We start from the raw sequence: 21,908 nt of genomic DNA on the forward strand, positions 1-21,908 counted from the left end.
GGCCTCCGCCGCCCGGTATTATTGCGGGTGACGGGCGCGCTCATAGACGCGCTGGCCGGCCAGGCAGGCGATGAAGCCGGCGACGATCACCGGACACAGGACGATCAGCAGCGATCCACTGAGGGCGTGGGGGTCGCGCAGGACATGGTCAGTCACCAGCGCGATCAGGGTCGGGGCCACGCCCATGCCCAACAGGCCCGAGAAGATGAAGTGCAGGGCGGTGGCCCGCCCGCGCAGGCGGTTGGGGGTGATATCCTGGATGGTCGGTGGCACGCTGGCCAGGCCCAGGCCACTGCCGAAGGTCAAGAGGGCCACCGCCATCAGCGCCGCCTCCTTCCCGGGCGCCACCGCCAAGGCCAACAGGCCGACCAGCGCGATGGGCCACCAGATCAGCGGGATGAGGAAGCGGCCGCCAGGCCGCCCCGATGCCACCAGCCGGTCGCTGAGATAGCCGCTGGCCAGGCAGCCCAGCACACCGGCGACCGCGTTGACCGGGCCCAGGGTCAGCCCCACCTGGGCCGGCTTCATGCCATAGGTGCGGATGAAGAAGCTGGCCCCCCAGGCGGCGAAGGTCAGCCCGACGAACGCGGTCAGCGCGGAGACGAAGTAGACGGCGGTATAGGCGCCCTTGAATGAGCGCAGGTGGGTGAAGAACTGCTGGAAGGTCGGCTTGGCCTCGCCCTGCGCGCCCTTGCGGCTTTCCTCCCGCACCGTGGCCATCAGCAGGGCCAGCAGCAGGCCCGGCAGGCCGACCAGGAAAAAGACGGCCTTCCAGGTGCTGGTCGGCCCCAGCCCCGGCATGGCCACCTGTGGCGCGTCCCCCAGGAACCGCAGCACCATACCGCCCAGCAGCAGCGAGGCGCCGACACCCAGGTAGTTGGACATGTTGTAGGTGCTCATCGCCCGGCCGCGCCGCTGGGGCGGGAAATAGTCGGCGATCAGGGAATAGGCGGCGGGGGCCAGGCAGGCTTCGCCGATGCCCACGCCGGCGCGGGCGACGAACAGCTGCCAGTAGCTGGTCGCCAGCCCGCAGGCGAAGGTCATCACGCTCCACAGCGCGATGCCCACCGCCAGGATGGCGCGTCTGTTCGCGCGATCGACCACCGCGCCGAAGGGCAGGCCGAACGCGACATAGAACAGGGCGAAGGCCGTCCCCTGAAGAAGGCTGATCTGCGTGTCGGTGATCGCCAGTTCGGCCTTGATGGGTTCCACCAGCAAGGAGATCAGGTAGCGGTCGAGGTATGAGGTGACCCCGACGATCAACAGGACCAGCACCACATACCAGGCGTAGCCGGGGGCCGGATACTCCCCGGCAGGCGCGGCCTGGACGGACCGGCTTTCCGAACGCGGATCAGCGGTCATCAGAAGGACCTCCGCACCGTGACGCCGAAGGTGCGCGGCTCGCCAGGGAAGATGATGAAGGTGTTGGCCTGCAGCGGCGCCTGCGTGCGCAAGGTCGCGTAATAGCGGTCGAACAGGTTGTTGGCGTAGACGGAGATCGACAGATCGTCGCCGTTCTCGACGGTGACGGAGGTGTTCACGATGGCGTAACCGGGCTGGCGGCTCCCCGCCAGCAGCGTGGTGTTGGCGATGTACTCGGTCACATAGCGCGCGTTGACGGTGCTGTTCAGCGTCCAGTCCGACGTCAGCGGCACCGAATAGGTGACGAAGGGCTGCAGCGTCCATTTGGGCGAATTGCCCAGGCGGTTGCCGGCCAGGGTGGCATCGGCCGTGTCCTTGCCGTACTGGGCGATGATGAAGGCCGCGTTGCCCCCCAGGGTCAGCCCCTTGGTGGGATTGATCGACAGCTCCAGCTCCACGCCCTGGGACCGCACGCTGGCCGCCGTTTGCACCTGGGTCGACAGCGTGGTCTGGTCGCGGGTCTGGAACTGGAAGTTGTCGAAGTCCATCAGGAAGGCGGTGGCGTTGAAGGTCAGCATGCGGTCGAAGGCATGGGTCTTCAGGCCGAGTTCGTAGGACTTCACCGTTTCGGCCGCGAAGGTGCCGCTGACCGTCGCCGGGTTCACGGTGGTGGGGCCGCGCGCGTCCTTGGCCGCGTTGATGCCGCCCCCCTTGTAGCCGGTGCTGTAGTTGGCGAAGACCAGGCTGTCCGGGTTCAACTCGTAGGACAGGCCCAGCGCATAGGTCCAGTGGCTGGCGGAATACTTGCCGCCGATGGGATTGTCGGGGCAGAAGGCGCGCGCGGCGCTGGGCACCGGCGCCTTGCAGCGGGCCGGCAGGGGCATGCCGTAATAGTCGGCGACGCCGTCGGTGTAGACCTCGCCGCTGCCGGTCTTCTCCTCCGTCAGCCAGCGCAGGCCCACCGTGGCCTTCAGCTTGGGGGCGATCTCGATCACGTCGTGGGTGAACAGCGACAGCCCGCGCCCGGACTGGGAGAAGGTCTGCAGCGTGTCGCCGCCCCCGGCCGGATAGTAGGACGCCGGGGCGACGCCGCCGGACAGCAGGTTGTAGTACCGGCCGGCGCCGGTGCCGAAGACGCTGCCTTGGCTGGCGCCTATGGTGTTGTCATAGCCGAACACGCCGAACAGCAGGTCGGCCGGGCCTTGGGTGGTGGTCAGCTGCGCCTCCAGCGTGTCCATGCGGTCGCGCAGCTGCTGGTCATAGACGTTCAGGACATTGGCTGAGCTGTTGTCGCTGTCGTAGCTGTCGGAGGATCCGAAATAGCGGTGGCCATAGGTCACCTTGGTCTGGAAGTCCTCCAGATCCCAATTGGCGATGGCCGTGAGCGCGTGGGCGTTGACCTTGGATTCCATGGGCCCGTTCAGGGCGACCTTGTAGCGGTTGTCCTCGTCCGCGGGATTAAGGACGGTGCCGCCGGCCGCCGCCATGGTGGCGGCACCGGAGCCCAGCGACAGGTAGGGCGCCGCGCAGCAGGCCTCGTCCTTGTGCTGAATCTCCCCGATAAGCCGCAGGCTGAAGGTCTCGCTGGCTTTCAGCAGCAGTTGGGCCCGGAACTGGTAACGGTCGCGGTCGTTCAGGTCGCGACCATCGGTGACGTCGTGGATGTAGCCGTCCCGGCGGCTGTACAGTCCCGACAGGCGGAAGGCCAGTTTGTCGGCGACGATAGGGCCCGACACGTCGCTGCCCAGGCGCACGGTGTTGTAGTTGCCGTAGGTGATGGACCCATCGCCCGACCACTCGAAGCTCGGCTCGTTGGTGATGACATTGATGACGCCGGTGGTGGTGTTCTTGCCGTAGAGCGTGCCTTGAGGGCCGCGCAGCACCTCCACCCGCTTCACATCCATCAGGTCGGACAGCGCCTCGCCCGGACGGTTCAGATAAACGCCGTCCTCGAAGATGCCGACCGACGGCTCGAAGCCGACATTCTGGCTGGAGGTGCCGACGCCGCGCAGGCGCACCTGGGTGCCGGTGCTTTCCGATGTGGAAGTGGAAATGAACAGCGATGGCGCGATCTGGGGCAGGGCGCGCGCCTCGGTGACGCCAGCCGTCCTGAGGTCGGCGCCGCCGAGGGCGCTGATGGCCATGGGCACGCGCTGCAGCGATTCCGACCGCTTGGTCGCCGTGACGATGATTTCGTCCAGCGCCTCGACGGCGCCTTGGGGCGCGGCGCCGGTATGCGTGCCGCCTTCCTGGGCGGGCGGGCGCTGCCCGTCTGTTGTTTGCGCGTTGGCGGCATGTGCGAAGAACGGCAGCGCGGACGCCACCACCAAGAACCAAGCCCGCATCACTCCCTCCCGTTTTGAAATTTTGTCCGTTCTAATCGTGGCATTGAGTCGTGTCAATAATGGATATTGATCGATATAATGTCGGTGCGGGTGGCCCGGAGGCTGCCCGCGAGGGGGAGGGGCGCGGGGGCTGGGATGAAATCGGTTGAACCGATCGACGGGCGCTTATCGCGCGCCCCGGCACGCGATAGGCGCCCGGTGGCGATCGCGGTCAAAAAGACAGTTTTGTTGGGTTCTTCAGCGCTTTAGCGCAGGCCGAACAGCTTGGTCCTGACGGACCGGATATGGTCGCGCATGCACTGTTCGGCGCGTTCAGGATCGTGGTTCCGGATGGCCTCGACCAACTGGCGGTGCTCGCCATTCGACGCTTCCGTGGGGGCGGCCGTGGGCGCGCCGAACACCGCCTCTATCCGGATGCCCAGGCCCCCCTGACTTTGGGTGCGCAGCGTATCATAGAGCAGCAATAACAGTGTGTTATGGCTGGACTCGGCGATGGTCCGGTGCAGCCGTTCGTCCAGCCGGCGCCACATCGCCAGCGATGAGGCGCCGGCCATCTCCGCCAGGCAGGACTCCATCGCCTGTATATCGGCGATGGTGGAATGAAGGGCCGCCTGGGCGGCCAATTGGGGTTCGAGGACCAGCCGGGCGTCCATGATGTCGTTCAGGCTGATGGGCAGGGGGGATGAGGTCTCCGCCGAAAGGTCGCGCGGGCCGATGAAGGTGCCTTTGCCAACGTGGCGCCAGATAAGCCCTTCATCTTCAACCCGTTTCAGCAGCGTGCGCAGCTTGCCGCGGGACACGCCCAGCACTTCGCCGAGCTTGGGCTCGGGGGGGAGGCGCTGTTCGCCCGCCCGGCCCGTGGCCTCAATCAATTCCCGCAAGCGCGTCAGATCGTCCACGGCCGCCACCAATCGCTCGTCCACTGGCGGCATCTTAACGACTTTTCGGCTGGGCTCAACCGGATCAATTTCGACATTGATGCAAATCGATTGACAGAATGATTTTTGCCGCGTAGCTAACCAGTCACCCACATGGCGAATTAATCCGCCTGGTGCCCGGACGCCATCCGGCCTTCAGATCAAAGGGACCTCATGTCTCAAAACGACCAACAGCACGCACCCCCGCTTTTCCTGACCGACGCGGACGTCCGGTCGGTGTTTGATTGGCGGGCGGCGGCGGACGCGCTGAAGACGGCTTACGCGGCGCCGGCGGCGCCCGAGCTGTTCCCGCCGCGCACCATGGCGCGGCGCCAGGGATTGTGGTTGCGCACGCTGACCGGCATCGCCCCGGATGGCGGGCTGATGGGTGCCAAGCTCATCTCGGCCAATATCCGCTCGGGCGTGGCCTCCTACCTCATTCCCCTGCTGGACCAGGAGACGGCCGAACTGGTGGCCTTGCTGGACGGCAATTCCATCACCGGCTTTCGCACCGCCGCCACCTCCGCCGTGGCGGCGGACGCGCTGGCCCCGGCCGGGGCCCTGCGGGTGGCGGTGATCGGCTCGGGCTTCGAGGCCAAGAACCATGTCCGCGCCCTCGCGGCCCTGCGCCCCCTGGAGCAGGTGACGGTCTATAGCCCCAACCCGGAAAGCCGGGCCCGCTTCATCGCGGAACTGGCCGACCTGGGTATCCCGATGCGCGATGCGGACAGCGCGCGGGTCACGCTGGACGGCGCCGACGTGGTGATCTGCGCCGCCCGCTCCCGCGATGAAAGCCCGACCCTCCTGGGCGAGTGGCTGGAACCCGGCATGACCGTCATCTCCATCGGCTCGACCCTGCCGGAACAGCGTGAGCTGGATCCGGAGGCCATCCGCCGGGCCGACCTGATCGTCGCCGACATGGTGGAGGAGGTGGCGCACGACACCGGCGACCTGATCGCCGCCGCCCAGGCCGGCGTCCGCTGGGACGGCCGGTTGGTGGCCTTGTCCGACGTGGTCGGCGGGCGGCATCCGGCGCGGACCTCTCCCGATCAAATCCTACTCTACAAGTCGGTCGGCGCGGCCATCCAGGATCTGACCGTGGCGGCCTTGTGCGCCGGCCGGGCACGGCGATTGGGCATCGGCGCCGTGCTGCCCGTCAGCATCACGCCGGTGCGGAAAGGCAAGAAATGACCTCGGCTCGTTTGAATGACCCCACTCTTCTGAAATCCGCCGCCTATGTCGATGGCGCCTGGGTCATGGCCAAGTCGGGCCAGGTCCGGCCGCTGATCAACCCCTCGACCGGTGAGCAACTGGCCCTGATCCCGCAGTTCAGCCGGGAGGAGGTGGCGGGCGCCATCAATGCCGCCCACCGCGCCCTGCCGGCCTGGCGGGCACTGTCGGGCAAGGCGCGCTCCGTCATCCTGCGGCGTTGGTTCGACCTGATGGTCACCCACGCCGACGATTTGGCCCGCCTGATCGTGCTGGAGGAGGGCAAGCCATTCGCCGAAGCCAAGGGTGAAGTCGCCTATGCCGCCTCCTTTGTCGAGTGGTTCGCGGAAGAGGCCAAGCGGGTTAAGGGTGACGTCATGGCCGCCCCCGAGGCAGGCCGCCGCATTGTCACCCTGAAGGAGCCGGTGGGCGTCTGCGCCGCCATCACGCCATGGAACTTCCCGGCGGCCATGATCACCCGCAAGGCGGCGCCGGCGTTGGCGGCCGGCTGCACCATGGTGGTCAAACCGGCGGAACAGACGCCGCTGACCGCTTTCGCCCTGGCGGCGCTGGCCGCCTCGGCGGGGGTTCCGGCGGGGGTCCTGAACATCGTTACCGGTGCGGCGCGTGTCGTGGGGGCGGAACTGACCGGCAACCCCCTGGTGCGCAAGATCACCTTCACCGGCTCCACCGAAGTCGGCCGCGTCCTGATCGCCCAGTCGGCGGCGACCATCAAGAAGATGTCCATGGAATTGGGCGGCAACGCGCCTTTCCTGGTGTTCGACGATGCCGATGAGGACAAGGCGGTGGCGGGATTGATCGCCACCAAGTACCGCAACACCGGCCAGGCCTGCATCAGCGCCAATCGCGTCTACGTGCAGGACGGCATCCATGACGCCTTCGCCGCCAAGCTGGCCCAAGCCGTCGGTGGCCTGCGCGTGGGCGACGGCTTTGAGGAGGGGGTGCAGCAAGGCCCCCTGATCGACGATGACGCCGTGGCCAAGGTTGAGGCGCATATCGCCGACGCGGTGGCCCGGGGGGCCGCCGTGGCGCAGGGCGGCGGGCGCCATGCGCGGGGCGGCCGTTTCTTCCAGCCCACCGTGCTGACCGGTGTCACCGCCGACATGCGCATCTGCCGGGAGGAGACGTTCGGGCCGGTGGCCCCCCTGATCCGCTTCACCGACGAGGCGGAGGCCATCCACCTGGCCAATGATACGGAGTTCGGCCTGGCCGCCTATCTGTTCGCCTCGGATGCCGAGCGCATCTGGCGGGTGGCGGCGGCGCTGGAGAGCGGCATGGTCGGCATCAACACCGGCTTGATCTCCAACGAAGTCGCCCCCTTCGGCGGGGTCAAGCAGTCCGGCCTGGGCCGCGAGGGCTCCATCTACGGCATCGATGAATACCTTGAACTGAAATACCTCGCCTGGGACGGCGCGCGCGGCGCCGTCTGAGCAGCAACGCAGAAGAAGGAATCAAGCTATGGCCGGCTATCGCCGTGACGAGGCGCGCGACTGGGCGCGTGAAGCCCTGGTGGGCGTGATCAACTGCACCATCCCCTCCTTCACCTCGGACCTGACCCGTCTCAACGAGGCGGCCATCCGCCACGACACCCGCCTGGCCATCGAGCATGGGTTCATGGGCACGCTGGGCGTGTCGGAGGTGTCGATCACCCTGCCGGAGTACCTGGAGTTCCTGCGCGTCATCAAGGATGAGGCCGGCGACCGCCTGGTGGTGACCCACCACGCCAGTTGGAACAACCTGGAACAGAACATCGAGGCCGTCCGGGGGGCGGAGGCGGCGGGCGCCGAGTTCGTGCTGCTGTCCTATCCGCCCAACTTCTATCCGCAGAGCGAGCAGGACATCTACGACTATACCAAGGCGATGTGTGACGCGACCAACCTGGCGGTCATGCTGTTTCCCATGTTCCTCTGGGGCTTCTCCAGCCGTATCCACCCGTCCGACATTCCGGCCAGCCTGATCCGGCGCCTGATCGACGACTGTCCCAACATCGCCGCCATCAAGGCCGAGGGCGGCTTCCCCTCCATCCAGAGCGTGATCGAGTGCGACCGCCTGTTCGGCAAGGAGGTGGTGATTTCCATGCCCATCGAGGGCGAACTGATCCCGCTCAGCCAGATCATGCCCATCCAGCTGTCGGCCACCAGCGATCACGAATACTACGGCCCCTTGATCCCCCGCGTGTTCAACCTGCTGCGGCAGGGCAAGTTCGATGAGGCGACGGCTATCTATTGGCAGATGCACCCCGCCCGCAAGATCAAGAGCGCGTTGGCGGCGCAGATGCACGGTGGCAACTTCATCAACCGCCAGGCCTGGAAGTTCCAGGGCTGGTTGCAGGGCTATAACGGCGGGCCGCTCCGCATGCCGACCCAGCGCATCCACGATCCGCAGATGATCGCGCTGCGCAAGGGCCTGATCGATGCCGGGCTGACGCCCAGCATGGATCCGCTGCGCGACTTCTTCGTGGGCAGGAACCCTGCGTGAGGGGCCATTTTTAATGATGGGCGCGGCCGGGGGCGAGTTCTGGTTCCCGGCCGGCCTGGCCAGGCGGCCGTCGATCGATGATCGCGTGGGCGTAAGATTGAACGCCGAAGGTACCAACCGGCGCCGCTATGCTCCGATGGCTTTCGCAGCATGGCCATCCGTGTCCACCGCGGCGCCCGCCCCGTTCACCGCGGGAACCACTCGACATGGGTTTCGGCGGTACGCCCATAATAGACCACTCGGCGCCCTGGGAACGAAACGAGATAGCCGGCACAGCCCACGGCCTTCGCCTTTTCACAAAAGGCGGCATAACTGTAGCTGGAATCATTGGCTTGCGCCCAGCCAACCAGTGTCTCCATTCCCGGTCCATCGAACGCCGCAGCGACCGGCCCGTCGGAATGGGGCAAGGCAAGTTCGATATTGTCGCCATCCGGATGATAGTAGATTTGGCTGTTGCGGCGATAATCGACCGAATAGCCCTCGAAGCCTGCTTCGAGAAGCCGTCCAATGATTTCGGGGAAACTGAGGCTGCCATCATGCGCGGCCTTCAGACAGTTTTCGGCAATGGCGGTCCGTTCCGCGTTCATGCGCAGTTCCTTTCTTCAACGATCACCTTCGGGAGAGTCGAGGTCAATCGACGGGCGTGGCCGTCAGTCCGTGCTTTTCGATAAGCGCCTGTAGCAGCGCCCGCAGTTGCGCATGCTTTTCAGGGGGTAGGACCGAAAAGAACGCCATGTCATTGCCGTCAGCAAGGGTCGCCAGGATCGGGACCTTTTGCGAACCCGCCGCCGAAAGCGACAGGCTGTGGCCACGCCTGTCATCGTGATTTTCCGTGCGTTCGACCAGACCCTTTTCGAGCAAGCGCTCGGCGAGCTTGCTAATCGCCCCCTTGGTCATGCCCATCTTCCGCGCCAGAGCCGAAGGCGCGATCGCGCCACCGCCGTAAAGCGAGCGCAGCATAACCCATTCGGCCACCGTAACGCCCTCCCCAGCCACATTCCGCGCGAACTCGTGCGACACGGCGTTCGACACCATTCGAAGAAGGTAGCCTGTATGGGCGGTTAGATCAGAGACGGTGGACATCGGCGCTCCATATTGTTGACTAGGAAACTACCATGACGTGATTTCATGGTCAACCTTGGAATACGCTGTGGACAGACGGTTAGGGTTTCAGCGCCGTCATATCCATAAGTGCGGGCGAAGATCGCTTCGCCGCCGCCCCGGCGCGGCCTTCCCGCGCACCAGGTGGCCCTGGGGGGCGAAGGCCTGGATCTGATGGACGCCGCTGGCCAGACGTTCCACCTTGCGGCCCGAGGCGTCGTGGGCGAAGCGCGCCATGGCCCTGCCGTCCAGCCCCACCGCCGCTGGTGGGACATTTGGCCGGGAGGGGCCGCTTATCGGCGTCAGCCTGGGAGCTGCGCCTCTTTGCGACAGGCGTTGGAGATGAGGTCGAGCTTGGGGGCGAGTTCGGGCGGCACTCCCGTCTGGCCCTGAGCCTCCAGGTCCACCAGATGCTTGACTTCGTCATCGCTCAGGGCGGCGCCCAGCTTGGCGGTTGTGCAACCGCAATAGGCCTGGACCTGGGGCTCGCTGATCCCCGGTGCGGCGCGTGCCGCCTTGACGCACTGTTCCGTCATCCCGCCAGCCATGTTCTTGCGCAAGGTGGCGACATCGGGATGACTGCTTTTGATGAAGGTGTATCCAAAACAGATCACGCCGCCGGCCAGGATGGCGACACCAATCAACACCACCTTCGATGTTATATTGGCTTTCCTTTTGTTAAAATGGGAGCAATCGTTTTGCGCAATCTGCTTGAGCCCATTTTCTTATTGTCGCTGTCAATACGCCGGTCCCAGGCGGACCAGTGCCTTCTTTCCGCCGCTGTAAGCGAAGTGCCAGTCCTGCCAGCCGTTGATGGGGGTATCGGTAACGCAGACGATGGATACGCCCGCGTCTGGATGGGGGGTCAGGTAGTAGAAGGAAAATCCCGGATCTGGGCTTAAAACCCCCAGTATTGATCCATTCCGGGCGATAAGCATCAACCGCGTTGGCAGCTTGGCGCCGTCGTCTTTCACCAAAACATAGAGGACGCCTTTTGCGGCCATGGCGCTGTCCACGCCAGGCACTTTGAGGGAAAGCGTCTTGCCGTCATCGGGCGTCCAGGTGACCTCTTGTCCGGTCACAACTGATACGTTGCCGCTTTGTGCTGTCACACTCATAGGGATTCCTTAAAGTACCGGTGTTCCTCAAAATATTGGATTTTCGCCGACGACCCTCAGATAATCCATCCTATCCCCCGGCGGCACATTCATTTGCAGCTGTGAGCCACCGCCCGGTAGATAGCTGCTGGTTGCCTCGTCGATCTGAGGGCCGACGGGGCCGACCTTGACGGGCAGGGGCTTGGTTACTTCGTACGTCACCACGCGGTCCACATCCGGCTTCCACGCCTGTTTCACCGCCAGATCATTGCGTACATAATTCACGTCTGGGATGTCGTCGTAGGTGCCGAAGGCGCCAGGCCGGCTGCTGGTCTGGCCGGGACTCATGGCCATGTTGAAGCGCGTGCCCGGCGTCAGCGTGGCATCCGTCGGCACGTATCCTTCCGGCCATGGCGACTGGTTGGCGACTAAGTTCTTGTAGGATGCCGCCGCCTCGGTGGAATTGGCGAAATTTCCCCTCTGCGCCTTCTGGAATTCGTTCCAGGTGTTGCACGCCAACCCCATCGGGTCCACCCACTGCACCGGGTTGGGGGCATAGGCGGCGATGTTGCTGCCGCCTCTCAGCCGGATGGGATCCTGGGAGATGAAGCAGCCTTCCGCCGGGGCATAGTAGCGGTGGCGGTTGTAGTGGAGGCCGGTTTCGGGGTCGTGGTACTGGCCCTGGAAACGCAGGGGGTTGGGGATGGTGACGACGGTCTGGCGGGCTAGGGCGCCCCAGGCCTTGTAATCGGCGGCCCACACCACCTGGCCATTATCGTTGGTCAGCTCCTGGGGGGTGCCCAGATGGTCCAGATGGTAGTGGTAGGCTTGGGCGGGCTGTTCCGGCTCCGCCCGGCGCAACTGGGCCAGGGGGCGGAAGGTGCCGGGCTCATAGACATAGACGGTGGCCAGGGGATCGGCGGGCGCCGGTGCGGCCTCATCCGCCTTGACCTCGACCGGTAGGCTCTCGGCCAGCAGGACGTTGCCATCCCACAGGAAGGCGGTGCGCTGGGTGGCAGCGGATGCGGGGGTGCCGGCATCGTTGGCCGGGACGGGGGCCGTATGGGCGCTTTCCTTCCACACCCGGCGGCCGAAAGCATCATAGCCGAAGCGGGTGAGGGTGGCTCCCCGGCGGCCGGTCTCCTCCACCGCCAGCAGGCGGTTGCCGGCGTCGTAGCGGTAATCCACGGTCACGGCGCCGCCGGCGGCGCGCCATTCCTTCACCCGGTTGCCCCAGGCGTCGTACTCGAACTTGGCGTCGCCGTGCACCAGCAGGCGGTCGCCGCGCGCCTCGCCGCCCCAGAAGGCGGCGTCGGGGCCGGAGGCGAGGATGTTGCCGGCGGGGTCGGTGACGAAGCTTTCAGGGGTGGTGCCCTCCACCGCCAGCAGGCGGTCACAGGCGTCGTAGCGGTAGCGCTTGACGCCGCGCCGCGCGTCCTCAAGGACCGTCAGGGTGTCGGCGCCGTCGTAGCCGTAGCCGCGGGCGTAGATCGCCTCGCCGCCTGCCGCCCCACCATTGGCCCGCCGCCGGCCTTCCTGGCGCACCAGGCGGCCCTGGGGATCGAAGGCCTGGATCTGGTGGACGCCGCCGGCCAGGCGTTCCACCTCACGGCCCGAGGCGTCGTGGGCGAAGCGCGCCAGGGCCTTGCCGTCCAGCCCCACCGCTACTGGCAGGTTGTCCGGGCCCCAGGCGATTTCCAGCCGCCGGCCATCGGGCAGGACGGTGGCCACCCGCCGGCCGCGCGCGTCGCGCTGGAAGCGGATTTCCCGGTCGCCCTGCCGCTCCAGCGTCGGCCGCCCGGCGGCGTCATAGGCGAAGGCGACCCGCGTGTCCGGCGTCTCCGCCGACAGCAACCGTCCCGCGATGTCATAGCTGAAGCGATGGCTCCGCCCATCGGCATAGAGGGTTTCCAACGGCCGGCCGGCCGGGTCGCGGCTGAAGCGCGTCATGCGGCCCTGGTCCACCGTGGCGGCCACGAAGCCGCCGGGGTCGCGGTGATAGTCCAGCCGCCGGCCGTCGAAGCCCGTCTCCCCCACCAGGCGTCCGGCCAGGTCGTAATCCAGCCGATACTGTTCCCCCTTCTGGTTGAACAGGCTCACCAAGTTCAGTTCGCTATCGTAACGGTAGTGGAAGCCGCTACCGTCGGCGGCGATGCGCTCCAGGGGATAGGGCAGGCCGTCATAGCGCCAGCGGGTCACTCGGCCCAGCGGGTCACGGTGCAGGGTGACGTGGTCCTCGGCATCGAACTCCAGCGTGACCGTGCCGCCGTCGGGCCGGTGGACGGTGGTGATGTTGCCGTTGGCGTCGCGGTCCACCCGCAAGGGCGCGTCCCCGCCCCGGCGCATCTCCACCACCCGGCCCAGCGCGTCGTGGACATAGCGGCGACGGTCGGCCTTGGCGGTTCCCTCCGCCAGCAAATCGCCCTGGGGCGACCAGGTGTACCGCGCCGCCAGGCCCAGGGGGTCCTGGATGGCCAGCGGCATGCCCCGGCTGTCACGGGTGTATCGCGTGGCGCAACCCAGCGGGTCGGTATAGGTGGTCAGGTTGCCGCGCGCGTCATAGGCGAAGCGCTCCACCGTGCCGTCGGGCCGCGTCACCTGGAGGGGACGTCCCAGGCCGGGTCGTGTCAGGTCGGGCCGGGTGGCGTCGTCGCCGTAGGCCAGGCGGGTGATGGCGCCGTCCGCCGCCACCCGTTCCACCAGGCGGCCCAGATCGTCATAGGTCAGTTGCAGGGTGCCGCCGTCCGGCCCGATCAGGGCCAGCAGGTTGCCGGCGGGGTCATAGCGATGGCGGGTGACGCCCCCCAGGGGGTTCACCTCCTCCTCCACCAGGCCCAGCTTGTTCCAGCGATAGCGGGTAACGGCGCCCAGGCCGTTGGTCACCACGGTGGTGTGGGCCTGGATGTCGTAGACCATCTGGGCGCGGTACAGGCCGGCCTCGCCGGAAAGATGCACGCCCCAGGTGTCGACGCAGCGGGCGTCACGCCCCCTGGCCACGTCGTCCCAGACGAACTGGAAGCGCAGGCCACCGCGCCGCGTCTCCTCCACCAGCAGGTGGTTATCGTAGCGGTAGTGCCAGGCGTTGCCGCGCGCGTCGCGCGCCTCCACCAGGTCGCCGGCGGCGTCATAGACATAGCTGACCAGGCGCAGGGGCCGGTCGGCGCCGGCGGGGTCGGGGCCGTCCACGGCGATGATGCGGCCCACCTCATCCGTGGTGACGGCGAAGGCGCGGCCGGCGCTGTCCTGAATGCCGGTCAGGCGGCCGCCGGGGCCGCGATGCAGGACGATGGCGTTGTCGTTGGGGTCGACGACCTGGACCAGATGGCGCAGGCCGGTCTGACCGTCCCGGTCGCCGAAGACGTAGGCGATGCCGGTGTATGTCGCCAGCCAGTAGCGCCGGCCGTCGGTGTGCAGGATCAGCCGCTCCACCACGTTCAGGCTGGGGCGGCCGGGGGCGGGGTCGGTGAAGAAGGCCAGGCGCCCGTCGGCCAGGCGGGCGGCCCAGCCGCCGCCGTCGATCCAGCGGTACAGCGCCATGTCGTGGGGATGATGCCAGCCCGAGCCCAGTTCGCCCTTGTGGGTGGAACTGGACATCCAGATGCGCGACCAGGTGAACGGCAGGGGGCCGGCCACGTCGAAATCCCGGGCCTCGGTGAACAGCTCGCCCGTGGCCACGTCCACCGGGTGGCCAGCGGTATAGCGGCCGGCCAGCTTTCCGCCACCATAACCGCCGACCGCGCCGCCGACGGCTTCGCCGATGATGCGGCCGCGCTCCCCGCCCACGGCCTGCCCGACGGCGCCGCCCACCTTGGCGCCGGCGGCCCCCAGCGCCATGCTGGCGACGGTGCTTTCGCCGAAGGCCATCAGGCCGCACAAGCCCTCCGCCAGGAAGGCGCCGGCGGCGCCGGCGCCCAGCGCCAGCACCGTTCCCCCGATCATCAGGTATTCGGCCATGGTGTTGGCCCAGTCCGGCACCTCGCCATGGATGGTCATGTAGGTGCCGGGGTCCCGCCCGATGAAGACATCGTGCGAGCCGTCCATGATGGATCCATCGCATTCCAGCTTGTCGCCGATGCGGGCGGCGGGCTTGCCGTTGATGAAGACGGTCTTGCTGCCCTGGGCGATGTGCTGGGGCGGCGGCCCGTCGCGTGAGCAGGCGGCCGCGTCCTGGATGGCGCGGGCGGCGGGCTTGTCGTTGATCAGCACGTTGTCGGAGCAGTCGGGCGCGATCTCCCCCGCCTTGCTGGCGAAGGTGCTGCCCAGCGCCTCGCCCAGCAGGGCGCCGCCGCCGGTGGCGGCCATGGCCCCGCCCACCGCCGCGATGACGCCGAGGGCGGCCCCGCCCGTGCCCACCACGGCGATGACCGCCAGGGCGGCCCCCAGGCCGATGGCCGCCCCCACCAGGAAGCCGCCCAGGGCGCTGGTGTGCTGAATGGGGTCCTCCAGCCGGGCAGCCCCGTATTGCGGCGCGCCACCGTCCATCGTCAGGCCCCGGCGGCGCCGGCGCCGGCGGGGGCCGGCCAGGCGAAGCTGTTCAGGATCTGCATGAACTGCGCGTCGGCGTCCGCGAACTCCGTCAGTCGGGCGGTGTTGACGATGGTGATGCAGCGGCCATCGGGCAGCAGGCTGTAGATCTGCCGCTGTTTGATGGGGCCGGCGCCGGCGTCCCACTGGAACACCAGTTCCACCGCCGCCCGGCCGGCCAGCATGACGTCCTGCCGGGTGATCAGCTGGAAGCTGCGCGCCCGGGCGATCAGGTCCTTCAGCTGCCGGTTGACGTAGCCGCCCAACGTCTCTTCCGCCTGCGGCCGGTCATAGGCCACCATGATGTTGGGCACCACCGGGCTGCCGCTCGGCGGCGCCGACCAGGCGATCATGGAGCGGTCGATCCAGCTGTCGGGTAGCAGGATGGAGAAGTCGGCGGTGCGGCAGGTTTGCGGCATGGCGGGTTCCTTCAGATCTGGCCCAGGATGCGGGCGACGGCCACGGCGCTGTCGGCGTCCGTGCCGCCGGTGCTGGGCAGGCCGGCGGCGGTTTGTTGGCCCAGGCCGGTCTGGCCCAGGGGGGACGTCTGGCCCAGCCCGGCGGTCTGGGCCAAGGCGGTGGTTTGCGGCGCACCGGAGTAGGACGGGGTGGACCAGGAGGCCGTGCCGACCGAGGGCGCGGTTACGGCAGGGGCGCTCAAGGACTGTGACGAGAGGGCCGATGACGAGAAGGAGGGCGCGCCGACGGACGGTGTGCTGATGGACGCGGCGGAGGGCAGGCCTGTGTTCATCCCGGCGGCGGAAGCGACGCTGGACAGGCCCGGCGCGGTTGAGACGCCGGGCACGCCGGACGCGCCCTGTAGAGACGCGCCCTGCAGACCGGCCGCCGTGGGCAGGCTGGACGCATCGGGAAGGGCGGGGCTCGTCAAGGACGGGTTGCCCAAGGCGGATGTCCCGAGGGACGGTGAGCCCAGAGACTGACCCAGCGCACCGCTTGTTGTGCCACCGCCATTGCCGCCCAGCAGCTGGGACGCCTGCGCCGCCGTGCCCAGGGGAGAGGCGATGGAGGAGGGCAGGGCGGGTGCGGCGGCGTTGGCTAACGCGCCCAGATTGCCGGCGGATCCCATGCTGGCGGATCCCAATTCGGCGGACCCGAGCCCGGCGGGGGCCGACGACAGCGACAGGGGCGTATAGGGCTGGATGCCGAGGCTGCTGCCGATGGCGCCGGGCTGGATCAGGCTGGAAAGAACGGTCATCGGGAACCCTCCCGTGATTAAGGACGATGGCGGTTGCGATGGGTGCTGGGCGGGGTCAGCCGGAACAGTTCAGCCAGATCTTCTGGCCATCCTGGCTGATGCCATCCTTGTCCAGCACCACGGTGCTGCCGTTGGTGGACAGGATGATGTTGTCCTTGGTCAGTTGCAGGTGGCTGCCGCCCACCTGCAGCACCAGCAGTTCCCCGGCGGTGATCACCAGGTTCTTGCCCACGCTTTCGAACATGTTGTTCTGGACGACCATGGAGAGGTCTTTCTGGGAGTGGAAGGCGATCTCCTCTGAGCCTGCCTTGTCCTCCAGGGTGAAGAGGTTGAAGCCACCGCCGCCGGGGCTGCTGGCGGTGCGGAAGGTGGTCTGGGTCTGCTGGGCGGGGAGGCCCAGGGGGGCGGTGGTCTCTGAATTGGGGACGGAGCCCAGGATGACGGGGCGGTCCGGGTTGCCTTCCAGGAAGGCGACGACGACCTCCATGCCCATGCGGGGGATGGTCTGGGCGCCGAAGCCGCGGCCGGCCCATCCCTGGGCGACGCGGACCCAGCATGAGCTGGCCTCGTTGGACTGGCCGCGGCGGTCCCAGAAGAACTGGACCTTCACCCGGCCGTGCTTGTCTGTGTAGATCTCCTGGCCCTTGGGTCCCACGACGACGGCCGTCTGCAGGCCGGCGATGGCGGGGCGGGTGGCGGCGCGCTGGGGCACGTAGGGGGTGGCGGCGGGCAGGCAGCTGAAGCGGTTGGTGTAGCCGGAATGGCCGGCCCCCGCGCTTTCATAACTGAGGTCGCTGGCGCGGTGGGTGATGCTCAGCACCACATAGGCGCCGTTCTCCGCCGCCACGGGATGGTCGGTCAGCTGGAAGCGTCCGCAGGGGGCCATGGATCGGCAATCGCCGGCGGCCTGCACGGTCTCACGCCCGACCTCTTCGGCCTGCATGGCGAGCTTGGCCCGTCGCTGGCCGTCGCCGGCGGTGTCGTGCAGGCCGGGATAGTCGAAATGCTCGTGCTCGGGGTCCTGGCTGTAGGTGGAGACGGTGGGGACGGTCTGCTTCAGGTCCAGCTTGCTGGTCTGGAAGTTGTAGTCGCCCATGGCCCAGGCGCTGGCCTGGTAGGCGTGGCTGCGGTGCCATTCGGTGATGTGGTTGCTGTGGGCGGAGGTGGCGCTGAAGGGGATCAGGGGCTCATCGCCCGTCTGGTAGGCGGAGGTCTGGGAGCCGAGGACGAAGGTGTGCTTCCCCGGCTCGTGACGGAAGAAGTAATAGAGGCCGTCCTCCTCCATCAGGCGGGAGACGAAGTTGAAGTCGGTCTCGCGATACTGCACGCAATATTCGCGCGCCGGCGGGGCGGAGACACCGGAGAAGTCGTACTGGGTGACGCCCAGTTCCGCGAAGATGGTCTCCAGGATGTCCAGGGTGGTCTTGTTCTGGAAGATGCGGCAATCGCTGGTGCGGGTCAGGAACCACAGGCGGGGCACGATGCGTAGGGTGTAGTGGCGCTGTCCGCGCGAGGCGGCATGGCCGCCGGTGAGGGAGGCGACGACGCCGTTGAAGGTGCGGTAGACGCCGTCCTCCAGGCGCAGCTTGAGGTCCACGCTCTGCGCGATCAGCGCGGCGGGGTCCAGGTTGTCGTCCATGGCGCGCACGGTGGCCCGGAACTCGAAGGGCACCGAGACACCCTCCATCCCCTCCAGCGCCTCCAGCAGCAGCTGGTCGGGGCCCAGGGGGCTGTCCAGCCCCAATAACCGGTCCGCTTGGGTGTAACCGTCCATCGCTCTTTCCTCCCACCTCAATGCTTGCCCGGCGGCGGCCATTTGCCCTCCGCCTTCAGGGCGCGCACCTGGGCCACGTTGGGCGGTGGCCAGGGATAGCCGGCGGCCTTAAGTCTTCCGATCACTTGGGGCAGGGCTTCGCCATCGGGGTTGTTGGGCAGGATACGGGAGGCGGTGGCAAAATCGGCCACGGTCATGCCGCCGGCGTCCGCCCAAAACGACGCGCCATGGTCCAACAGGAAAGCCACCGTTCGCCAATGGTCTGTGCCTGCGGCAGTTAGCAAAGGAGTGTTGCCCAGCTCATCGGCCTTACTGATGTCCGCTCCAGCGTCCAGTAAAGCCTGTGCCACGGGGACATCGCCCATCAAGCCGGCGACATAGAGCGGCGTCTGGTCATCCAGCGTGGCATTGGGATCGGCGCCGGCGGCCAACAACAGTTTGACCATGGGAAGGTCGTGAATCCCAGCGGCTGTGTGCAGTGGCGCTAACCCCGGCGCGCCGTTGGGATTAGCGCCGGCTTTCAGAAGAGCTTGCGCCATGGCTTGGTCATGTCGCTCGACCGCCATCATCAGGCCGGTGACGCCATCCCTGCCGACCGTGTTCACACCGCCCGGTGCGTCACGAGCGGCCGCCAGAGCGGCATCGACCTTGCCGGCGGCAATGGCTTCAGCGAAGCGCCGGGCCGCTGGGTCGCTGAAACGGTCCGGAAAGAAGACCAAGGGGTTCGTCGCCATCGTCCCACCGTGAGAGGGGTTCAAGAAAAAAAGAGTGCCTCGGGCGGCGAGGGCAACGCCAAGGACGCATGCCACCAGAACTGGCCAAGACGATCGTTTCATAAACAGCCACATTCCTGTCGTTTCGCATCGAGGCCCCGGATGACATAGTCCATGCCATGGGCGGCCTTGGGATTGTTCCGGGCGAAGAAACCCGCACCCGGTGGCGGCACATTGGGCAGTTCATGCCGGGTGCCGTAGGCTCGGGGAAGGATCGGGTCGCCCTTGGCCTCTCGGCTGAGGGTGTAACTGGCCAAGGGGACACCCGCCATTGGCTCTGCCACGATTGCGCCGGCCGTGATTCCGCTCAAAGCCGCCTCACGATGGTCCTGAATGCCGGACAACGGATCACCATCGTTGTAATAGGCATCCACAGGGGCCGCCGGTGATGGGTAGCCGCCCACCGTGCGTGCGCTCAAGCCAGCGGAATTGAAGGTGACTGCAGGTTTGCCAGTGATGACGGATGCGGCGGACGCCATACCACCGCCCAGGGAGTGACCAGTAAAGGAGACCTTACCGCCTGAGGTGCGATCAACTTTCTTAGCCAGATAAGTGGCTTGGTCATATTCTTTTGACTGTTCCCCAAGGCCCTGTTGGAAGTTGTTTTTCCAGTCTTCCAAAGTCTGCGTACCACGGTAGGCGACGGTGTAATGTGTGCCATCGGCCCCGTCTTTGGCGAAAATCTGGGCGCGGAATGTGGTGTTGGTGGGTGAAAGGTCGGCCTTTCCGACGCCGAGTTTCGCCAACTCCGCCTTGCCCTGCGGTGTGTCCGGGTCGAGCATGCGGTATCCGGGCGGCATGGTCGGATCGCTGCCGTAGGTGTGGTTCGCCAGTATGGCATTGTCGCGGGCGTTGGCCAGGGCGGCGCAGTTGGCAAGGCGGGCGGCGGTGGCGGGGTTGGACACCTCGGACTGCGCGTCCTGCGGCTCCTTCATGTTCAGCCAGATTTTGCCGCCGTTGTAGCGGATGCCGTCCTTGTCCAACACGGCGACGCTGCCGTTGCTGGACAGGATGACGTGCTCCGGCGTCAACTGCACGGTGCTGTTGCCCACCTTGAGCGCGATCAGCTGCCGCGCCTGCCGCACCGATGCCTTGGTCACCGTCTCGAACGCGTTGTTCTGGACGACCATGGAGAGGTCTTTCTGGGAGTGGAAGGCGATCTCCTCTGAGCCTGCCTTGTCCTCCAGGGTGAAGAGGTTGAAGCCACCGCCGCCGGGGCTGCTGGCGGTGCGGAAGGTTGTCTGGGTCTGCTGGGCGGGGAGGCCCAGGGGGGCGGTGGTCTCTGAATTGGGGACGGAGCCCAGGATGACGGGGCGGTCCGGGTTGCCTTCCAGGAAGGCGACGACGACCTCCATGCCCATGCGGGGGATGGTCTGGGCGCCGAAGCCGCGGCCGGCCCATCCCTGGGCGACGCGGACCCAGCATGAGCTGGCCTCGTTGGACTGGCCGCGGCGGTCCCAGAAGAACTGGACCTTCACCCGGCCGTGCTTGTCTGTGTAGATCTCCTGGCCCTTGGGTCCCACGACGACGGCCGTCTGCAGGCCGGCGATGGCGGGGCGGGTGGCGGTGCGCTGGGGCACGTAGGGGGTGGCGGCGGGCAGGCAGCTGAAGCGGTTGGTGTAGCCGGAATGGCCGGCCCCCGCGCTTTCATAACTGAGGTCGCTGGCGCGGTGGGTGATGCTCAGCACCACATAGGCGCCGTTCTCCGCCGCCACGGGATGGTCGGTCAGCTGGAAGCGTCCGCAAGGGGCCATGGATCGGCAATCGCCGGCGGCCTGCACGGTCTCACGCCCGACCTCCTCGGCCTGCATGGCGAGCTTGGCCCGTCGCTGGCCGTCGCCGGCGGTGTCGTGCAGGCCGGGATAGTCGAAATGCTCGTGCTCGGGGTCCTGGCTGTAGGTGGAGACGGTGGGGACGGTCTGCTTCAGGTCCAGCTTGCTGGTCTGGAAGTTGTAGTCGCCCATGGCCCAGGCGCTGGCCTGGTAGGCGTGGCTGCGGTGCCATTCGGTGATGTGGTTGCTGTGGGCGGAGGCGGCGCTGAAGGGGATCAGGGGCTCATCGCCCGTCTGGTAGGCGGAGGTCTGGGAGCCGAGGACGAAGGTGTGCTTCCCCGGCTCGTGACGGAAGAAGTAATAGAGGCCGTCCTCCTCCATCAGGCGGGAGACGAAGTTGAAGTCGGTCTCGCGATACTGCACGCAATATTCGCGCGCCGGCGGGGCGGAGACACCGGAGAAGTCGTACTGGGTGACGCCCAGTTCCGCGAAGATGGTCTCCAGGATGTCCAGGGTGGTCTTGTTCTGGAAGATGCGGCAATCGCTGGTGCGGGTCAGGAACCACAGGCGGGGCACGATGCGCAGGGTGTAGTGGCGCTGCCCGCGCGAGGCGGCATGGCCGCCGGTGAGGGAGGCGACGACGCCGTTGAAGGTGCGGTAGACGCCGTCCTCCAGGCGCAGCTTGAGGTCCACGCTCTGCGCGATCAGCGCGGCGGGGTCCAGGTTGTCGTCCATGGCGCGCACGGTGGCCCGGAACTCGAAGGGCACCGAGACACCCTCCATCCCCTCCAGCGCCTCCAGCAGCAGCTGGTCGGGCCCCAGGGGGCTGTCCATCCCCAATAACCGGTCCGCTTGGGTGTAACCGTCCATCAGCTCCTCGTATGCCCGGCGGACAAGTGCGCGCCGAACGTCCTCAGCCACAGCGGGTTTCGGCGACACCGTCTATGGCGGCCCCACCTGAATGTTCTGCTTCCTTGGCATGCTTTCAAAACGGTGCCGCCGCTCTTTAGTAACCTCACCGCGACAGAGAACTATGGGCCGTGGGTGGGGCGTCAAGGGTGTCCGCCGTCCCGCCATCTTTGGTGTGGTAAATGTGGCAATAAATTGGACGGCATTTATTTTTAATGATGGATTAACAGTCGGATCTTTCATGTTAATATGCCCTTAAAATTCCACGTCTATTACATAATTATGGAAATTATATTATATTCTGTTCAGAATTAAGGTATAAATATCTATCACCTATTGAGTACATTCTTACGGTATAAACTGGAGACGCCTTTCTGTCCTGATGGTAGCCGGGCTTGTCAGGCCGCCTG

At 66.8% G+C, this 21,908-nt stretch carries 17 protein-coding genes; 3 read left to right on the forward strand and 14 right to left on the reverse strand.

The genetic code is table 11. From position 1 onward, the window contains the following. Positions 1-18 precede the first annotated feature (18 nt). From FHS74_RS18710 to FHS74_RS18720, 3 genes are all read right to left on the reverse strand, one after another. Positions 19-1,362 (reverse strand): spinster family MFS transporter, encoded by a 1,344-nt coding sequence (locus FHS74_RS18710; RefSeq protein ID WP_184803398.1) that lies wholly within the window; start codon positions 1,360-1,362, stop codon positions 19-21. After that, positions 1,362-3,707, reverse strand: coding sequence for a TonB-dependent receptor (locus FHS74_RS18715; RefSeq protein WP_184803400.1), 2,346 nt, complete (start codon positions 3,705-3,707; stop codon positions 1,362-1,364). The genes FHS74_RS18710 and FHS74_RS18715 overlap by 1 nt, the downstream gene beginning before the upstream one ends. 245 nt (positions 3,708-3,952) lie before the next feature. After that, entirely contained in the window at positions 3,953-4,630 is a 678-nt protein-coding gene (locus FHS74_RS18720; protein WP_343066950.1) for a FadR/GntR family transcriptional regulator, read from the reverse strand. Between the two features lie 168 nt (positions 4,631-4,798). Between FHS74_RS18720 and FHS74_RS18725 the strand changes: the two genes are divergently transcribed. From FHS74_RS18725 to FHS74_RS18735, 3 genes are read left to right on the forward strand one after another with little or no spacing between them, the layout of a single operon-like run. Then, a complete protein-coding gene (locus tag FHS74_RS18725) occupies positions 4,799-5,815 on the forward strand; it encodes an ornithine cyclodeaminase family protein (RefSeq protein WP_184803404.1) in 1,017 nt (338 codons plus the stop codon). Continuing rightward, complete coding sequence (locus FHS74_RS18730) at positions 5,812-7,284, forward strand: NAD-dependent succinate-semialdehyde dehydrogenase (protein WP_184803406.1); 1,473 nt, start codon at positions 5,812-5,814, stop codon at positions 7,282-7,284. Before FHS74_RS18725 ends, FHS74_RS18730 begins: the two co-directional genes overlap by 4 nt. Before the next feature lie 28 nt (positions 7,285-7,312). Further along, a complete protein-coding gene (locus tag FHS74_RS18735) occupies positions 7,313-8,332 on the forward strand; it encodes a dihydrodipicolinate synthase family protein (protein WP_184803408.1) in 1,020 nt (339 codons plus the stop codon). A gap of 185 nt (positions 8,333-8,517) precedes the next feature. Here FHS74_RS18735 and FHS74_RS18740 read toward each other — a convergent pair whose 3' ends face one another. The 11 genes from FHS74_RS18740 to tssI all read right to left on the reverse strand — a co-directional run bounded on the left by FHS74_RS18740 (position 8,518) and on the right by tssI (position 21,459). Further along, positions 8,518-8,919: a DUF1398 domain-containing protein gene (locus tag FHS74_RS18740; RefSeq protein ID WP_184803410.1), complete on the reverse strand. Its 402-nt coding sequence runs from the start codon at positions 8,917-8,919 to the stop codon at positions 8,518-8,520. Between the two features lie 43 nt (positions 8,920-8,962). Next, positions 8,963-9,415, reverse strand: coding sequence for a MarR family winged helix-turn-helix transcriptional regulator (locus FHS74_RS18745; protein ID WP_184803412.1), 453 nt, complete (start codon positions 9,413-9,415; stop codon positions 8,963-8,965). 96 nt (positions 9,416-9,511) lie between these two features. Continuing rightward, entirely contained in the window at positions 9,512-9,670 is a 159-nt protein-coding gene (locus FHS74_RS18750) for a hypothetical protein (protein WP_184803415.1), read from the reverse strand. Between the two features lie 65 nt (positions 9,671-9,735). Next, the gene (locus tag FHS74_RS18755; protein WP_184803417.1) at positions 9,736-10,077 is read right to left on the reverse strand and encodes a hypothetical protein; all 342 of its coding nucleotides are present in this window, start codon (positions 10,075-10,077) and stop codon (positions 9,736-9,738) included. 93 nt (positions 10,078-10,170) lie between these two features. Beyond that, a complete protein-coding gene (locus FHS74_RS18760) occupies positions 10,171-10,551 on the reverse strand; it encodes a hypothetical protein (protein WP_184803419.1) in 381 nt (126 codons plus the stop codon). Between the two features lie 27 nt (positions 10,552-10,578). After that, positions 10,579-15,012 (reverse strand): RHS repeat-associated core domain-containing protein, encoded by a 4,434-nt coding sequence (locus tag FHS74_RS18765; RefSeq protein ID WP_184803422.1) that lies wholly within the window; start codon positions 15,010-15,012, stop codon positions 10,579-10,581. 2 nt (positions 15,013-15,014) lie between these two features. After that, positions 15,015-15,473: a DcrB-related protein gene (locus tag FHS74_RS18770; protein WP_184803423.1), complete on the reverse strand. Its 459-nt coding sequence runs from the start codon at positions 15,471-15,473 to the stop codon at positions 15,015-15,017. Positions 15,474-15,484: 11 nt separating this feature from the next. Continuing rightward, positions 15,485-16,270 (reverse strand): hypothetical protein, encoded by a 786-nt coding sequence (locus FHS74_RS18775; RefSeq protein ID WP_184803425.1) that lies wholly within the window; start codon positions 16,268-16,270, stop codon positions 15,485-15,487. 55 nt (positions 16,271-16,325) lie between these two features. Next, positions 16,326-18,044: a type VI secretion system Vgr family protein gene (locus FHS74_RS18780; protein WP_184803427.1), complete on the reverse strand. Its 1,719-nt coding sequence runs from the start codon at positions 18,042-18,044 to the stop codon at positions 16,326-16,328. 17 nt (positions 18,045-18,061) lie between these two features. After that, entirely contained in the window at positions 18,062-18,880 is an 819-nt protein-coding gene (locus FHS74_RS18785; protein ID WP_184803429.1) for an ankyrin repeat domain-containing protein, read from the reverse strand. Next, positions 18,877-21,459, reverse strand: coding sequence for a type VI secretion system tip protein TssI/VgrG (gene tssI, locus FHS74_RS18790; RefSeq protein WP_184803431.1), 2,583 nt, complete (start codon positions 21,457-21,459; stop codon positions 18,877-18,879). Before tssI ends, FHS74_RS18785 begins: the two co-directional genes overlap by 4 nt. Between the last annotated feature and the right edge of the window lie 449 nt (positions 21,460-21,908).

Source organism: Nitrospirillum iridis (assembly GCF_014205765.1).
GTDB classification, from domain to species: domain Bacteria; phylum Pseudomonadota; class Alphaproteobacteria; order Azospirillales; family Azospirillaceae; genus Nitrospirillum; species Nitrospirillum iridis.

Bases quoted from the DNA above. Each gene is read 5' to 3' on its own strand.
- FHS74_RS18745 (WP_184803412.1), bottom strand. From the start codon at position 9,415: ATGTCCACCGTCTCTGATCTAACCGCCCATACAGGCTACCTTCTTCGA.
- FHS74_RS18765 (WP_184803422.1), bottom strand. From the start codon at position 15,012: ATGGACGGTGGCGCGCCGCAATACGGGGCTGCCCGGCTGGAGGACCCC.
- FHS74_RS18715 (WP_184803400.1), bottom strand. From the start codon at position 3,707: ATGCGGGCTTGGTTCTTGGTGGTGGCGTCCGCGCTGCCGTTCTTCGCA.
- FHS74_RS18725 (WP_184803404.1), top strand. From the start codon at position 4,799: ATGTCTCAAAACGACCAACAGCACGCACCCCCGCTTTTCCTGACCGAC.
- FHS74_RS18760 (WP_184803419.1), bottom strand. From the start codon at position 10,551: ATGAGTGTGACAGCACAAAGCGGCAACGTATCAGTTGTGACCGGACAA.
- FHS74_RS18740 (WP_184803410.1), bottom strand. From the start codon at position 8,919: ATGAACGCGGAACGGACCGCCATTGCCGAAAACTGTCTGAAGGCCGCG.
- FHS74_RS18710 (WP_184803398.1), bottom strand. From the start codon at position 1,362: ATGACCGCTGATCCGCGTTCGGAAAGCCGGTCCGTCCAGGCCGCGCCT.
- FHS74_RS18750 (WP_184803415.1), bottom strand. From the start codon at position 9,670: ATGGCGCGCTTCGCCCACGACGCCTCGGGCCGCAAGGTGGAACGTCTG.
- FHS74_RS18730 (WP_184803406.1), top strand. From the start codon at position 5,812: ATGACCTCGGCTCGTTTGAATGACCCCACTCTTCTGAAATCCGCCGCC.
- FHS74_RS18785 (WP_184803429.1), bottom strand. From the start codon at position 18,880: ATGAAACGATCGTCTTGGCCAGTTCTGGTGGCATGCGTCCTTGGCGTT.
- tssI (WP_184803431.1), bottom strand. From the start codon at position 21,459: ATGGACGGTTACACCCAAGCGGACCGGTTATTGGGGATGGACAGCCCC.
- FHS74_RS18780 (WP_184803427.1), bottom strand. From the start codon at position 18,044: ATGGACGGTTACACCCAAGCGGACCGGTTATTGGGGCTGGACAGCCCC.
- FHS74_RS18775 (WP_184803425.1), bottom strand. From the start codon at position 16,270: ATGACCGTTCTTTCCAGCCTGATCCAGCCCGGCGCCATCGGCAGCAGC.
- FHS74_RS18770 (WP_184803423.1), bottom strand. From the start codon at position 15,473: ATGCCGCAAACCTGCCGCACCGCCGACTTCTCCATCCTGCTACCCGAC.
- FHS74_RS18735 (WP_184803408.1), top strand. From the start codon at position 7,313: ATGGCCGGCTATCGCCGTGACGAGGCGCGCGACTGGGCGCGTGAAGCC.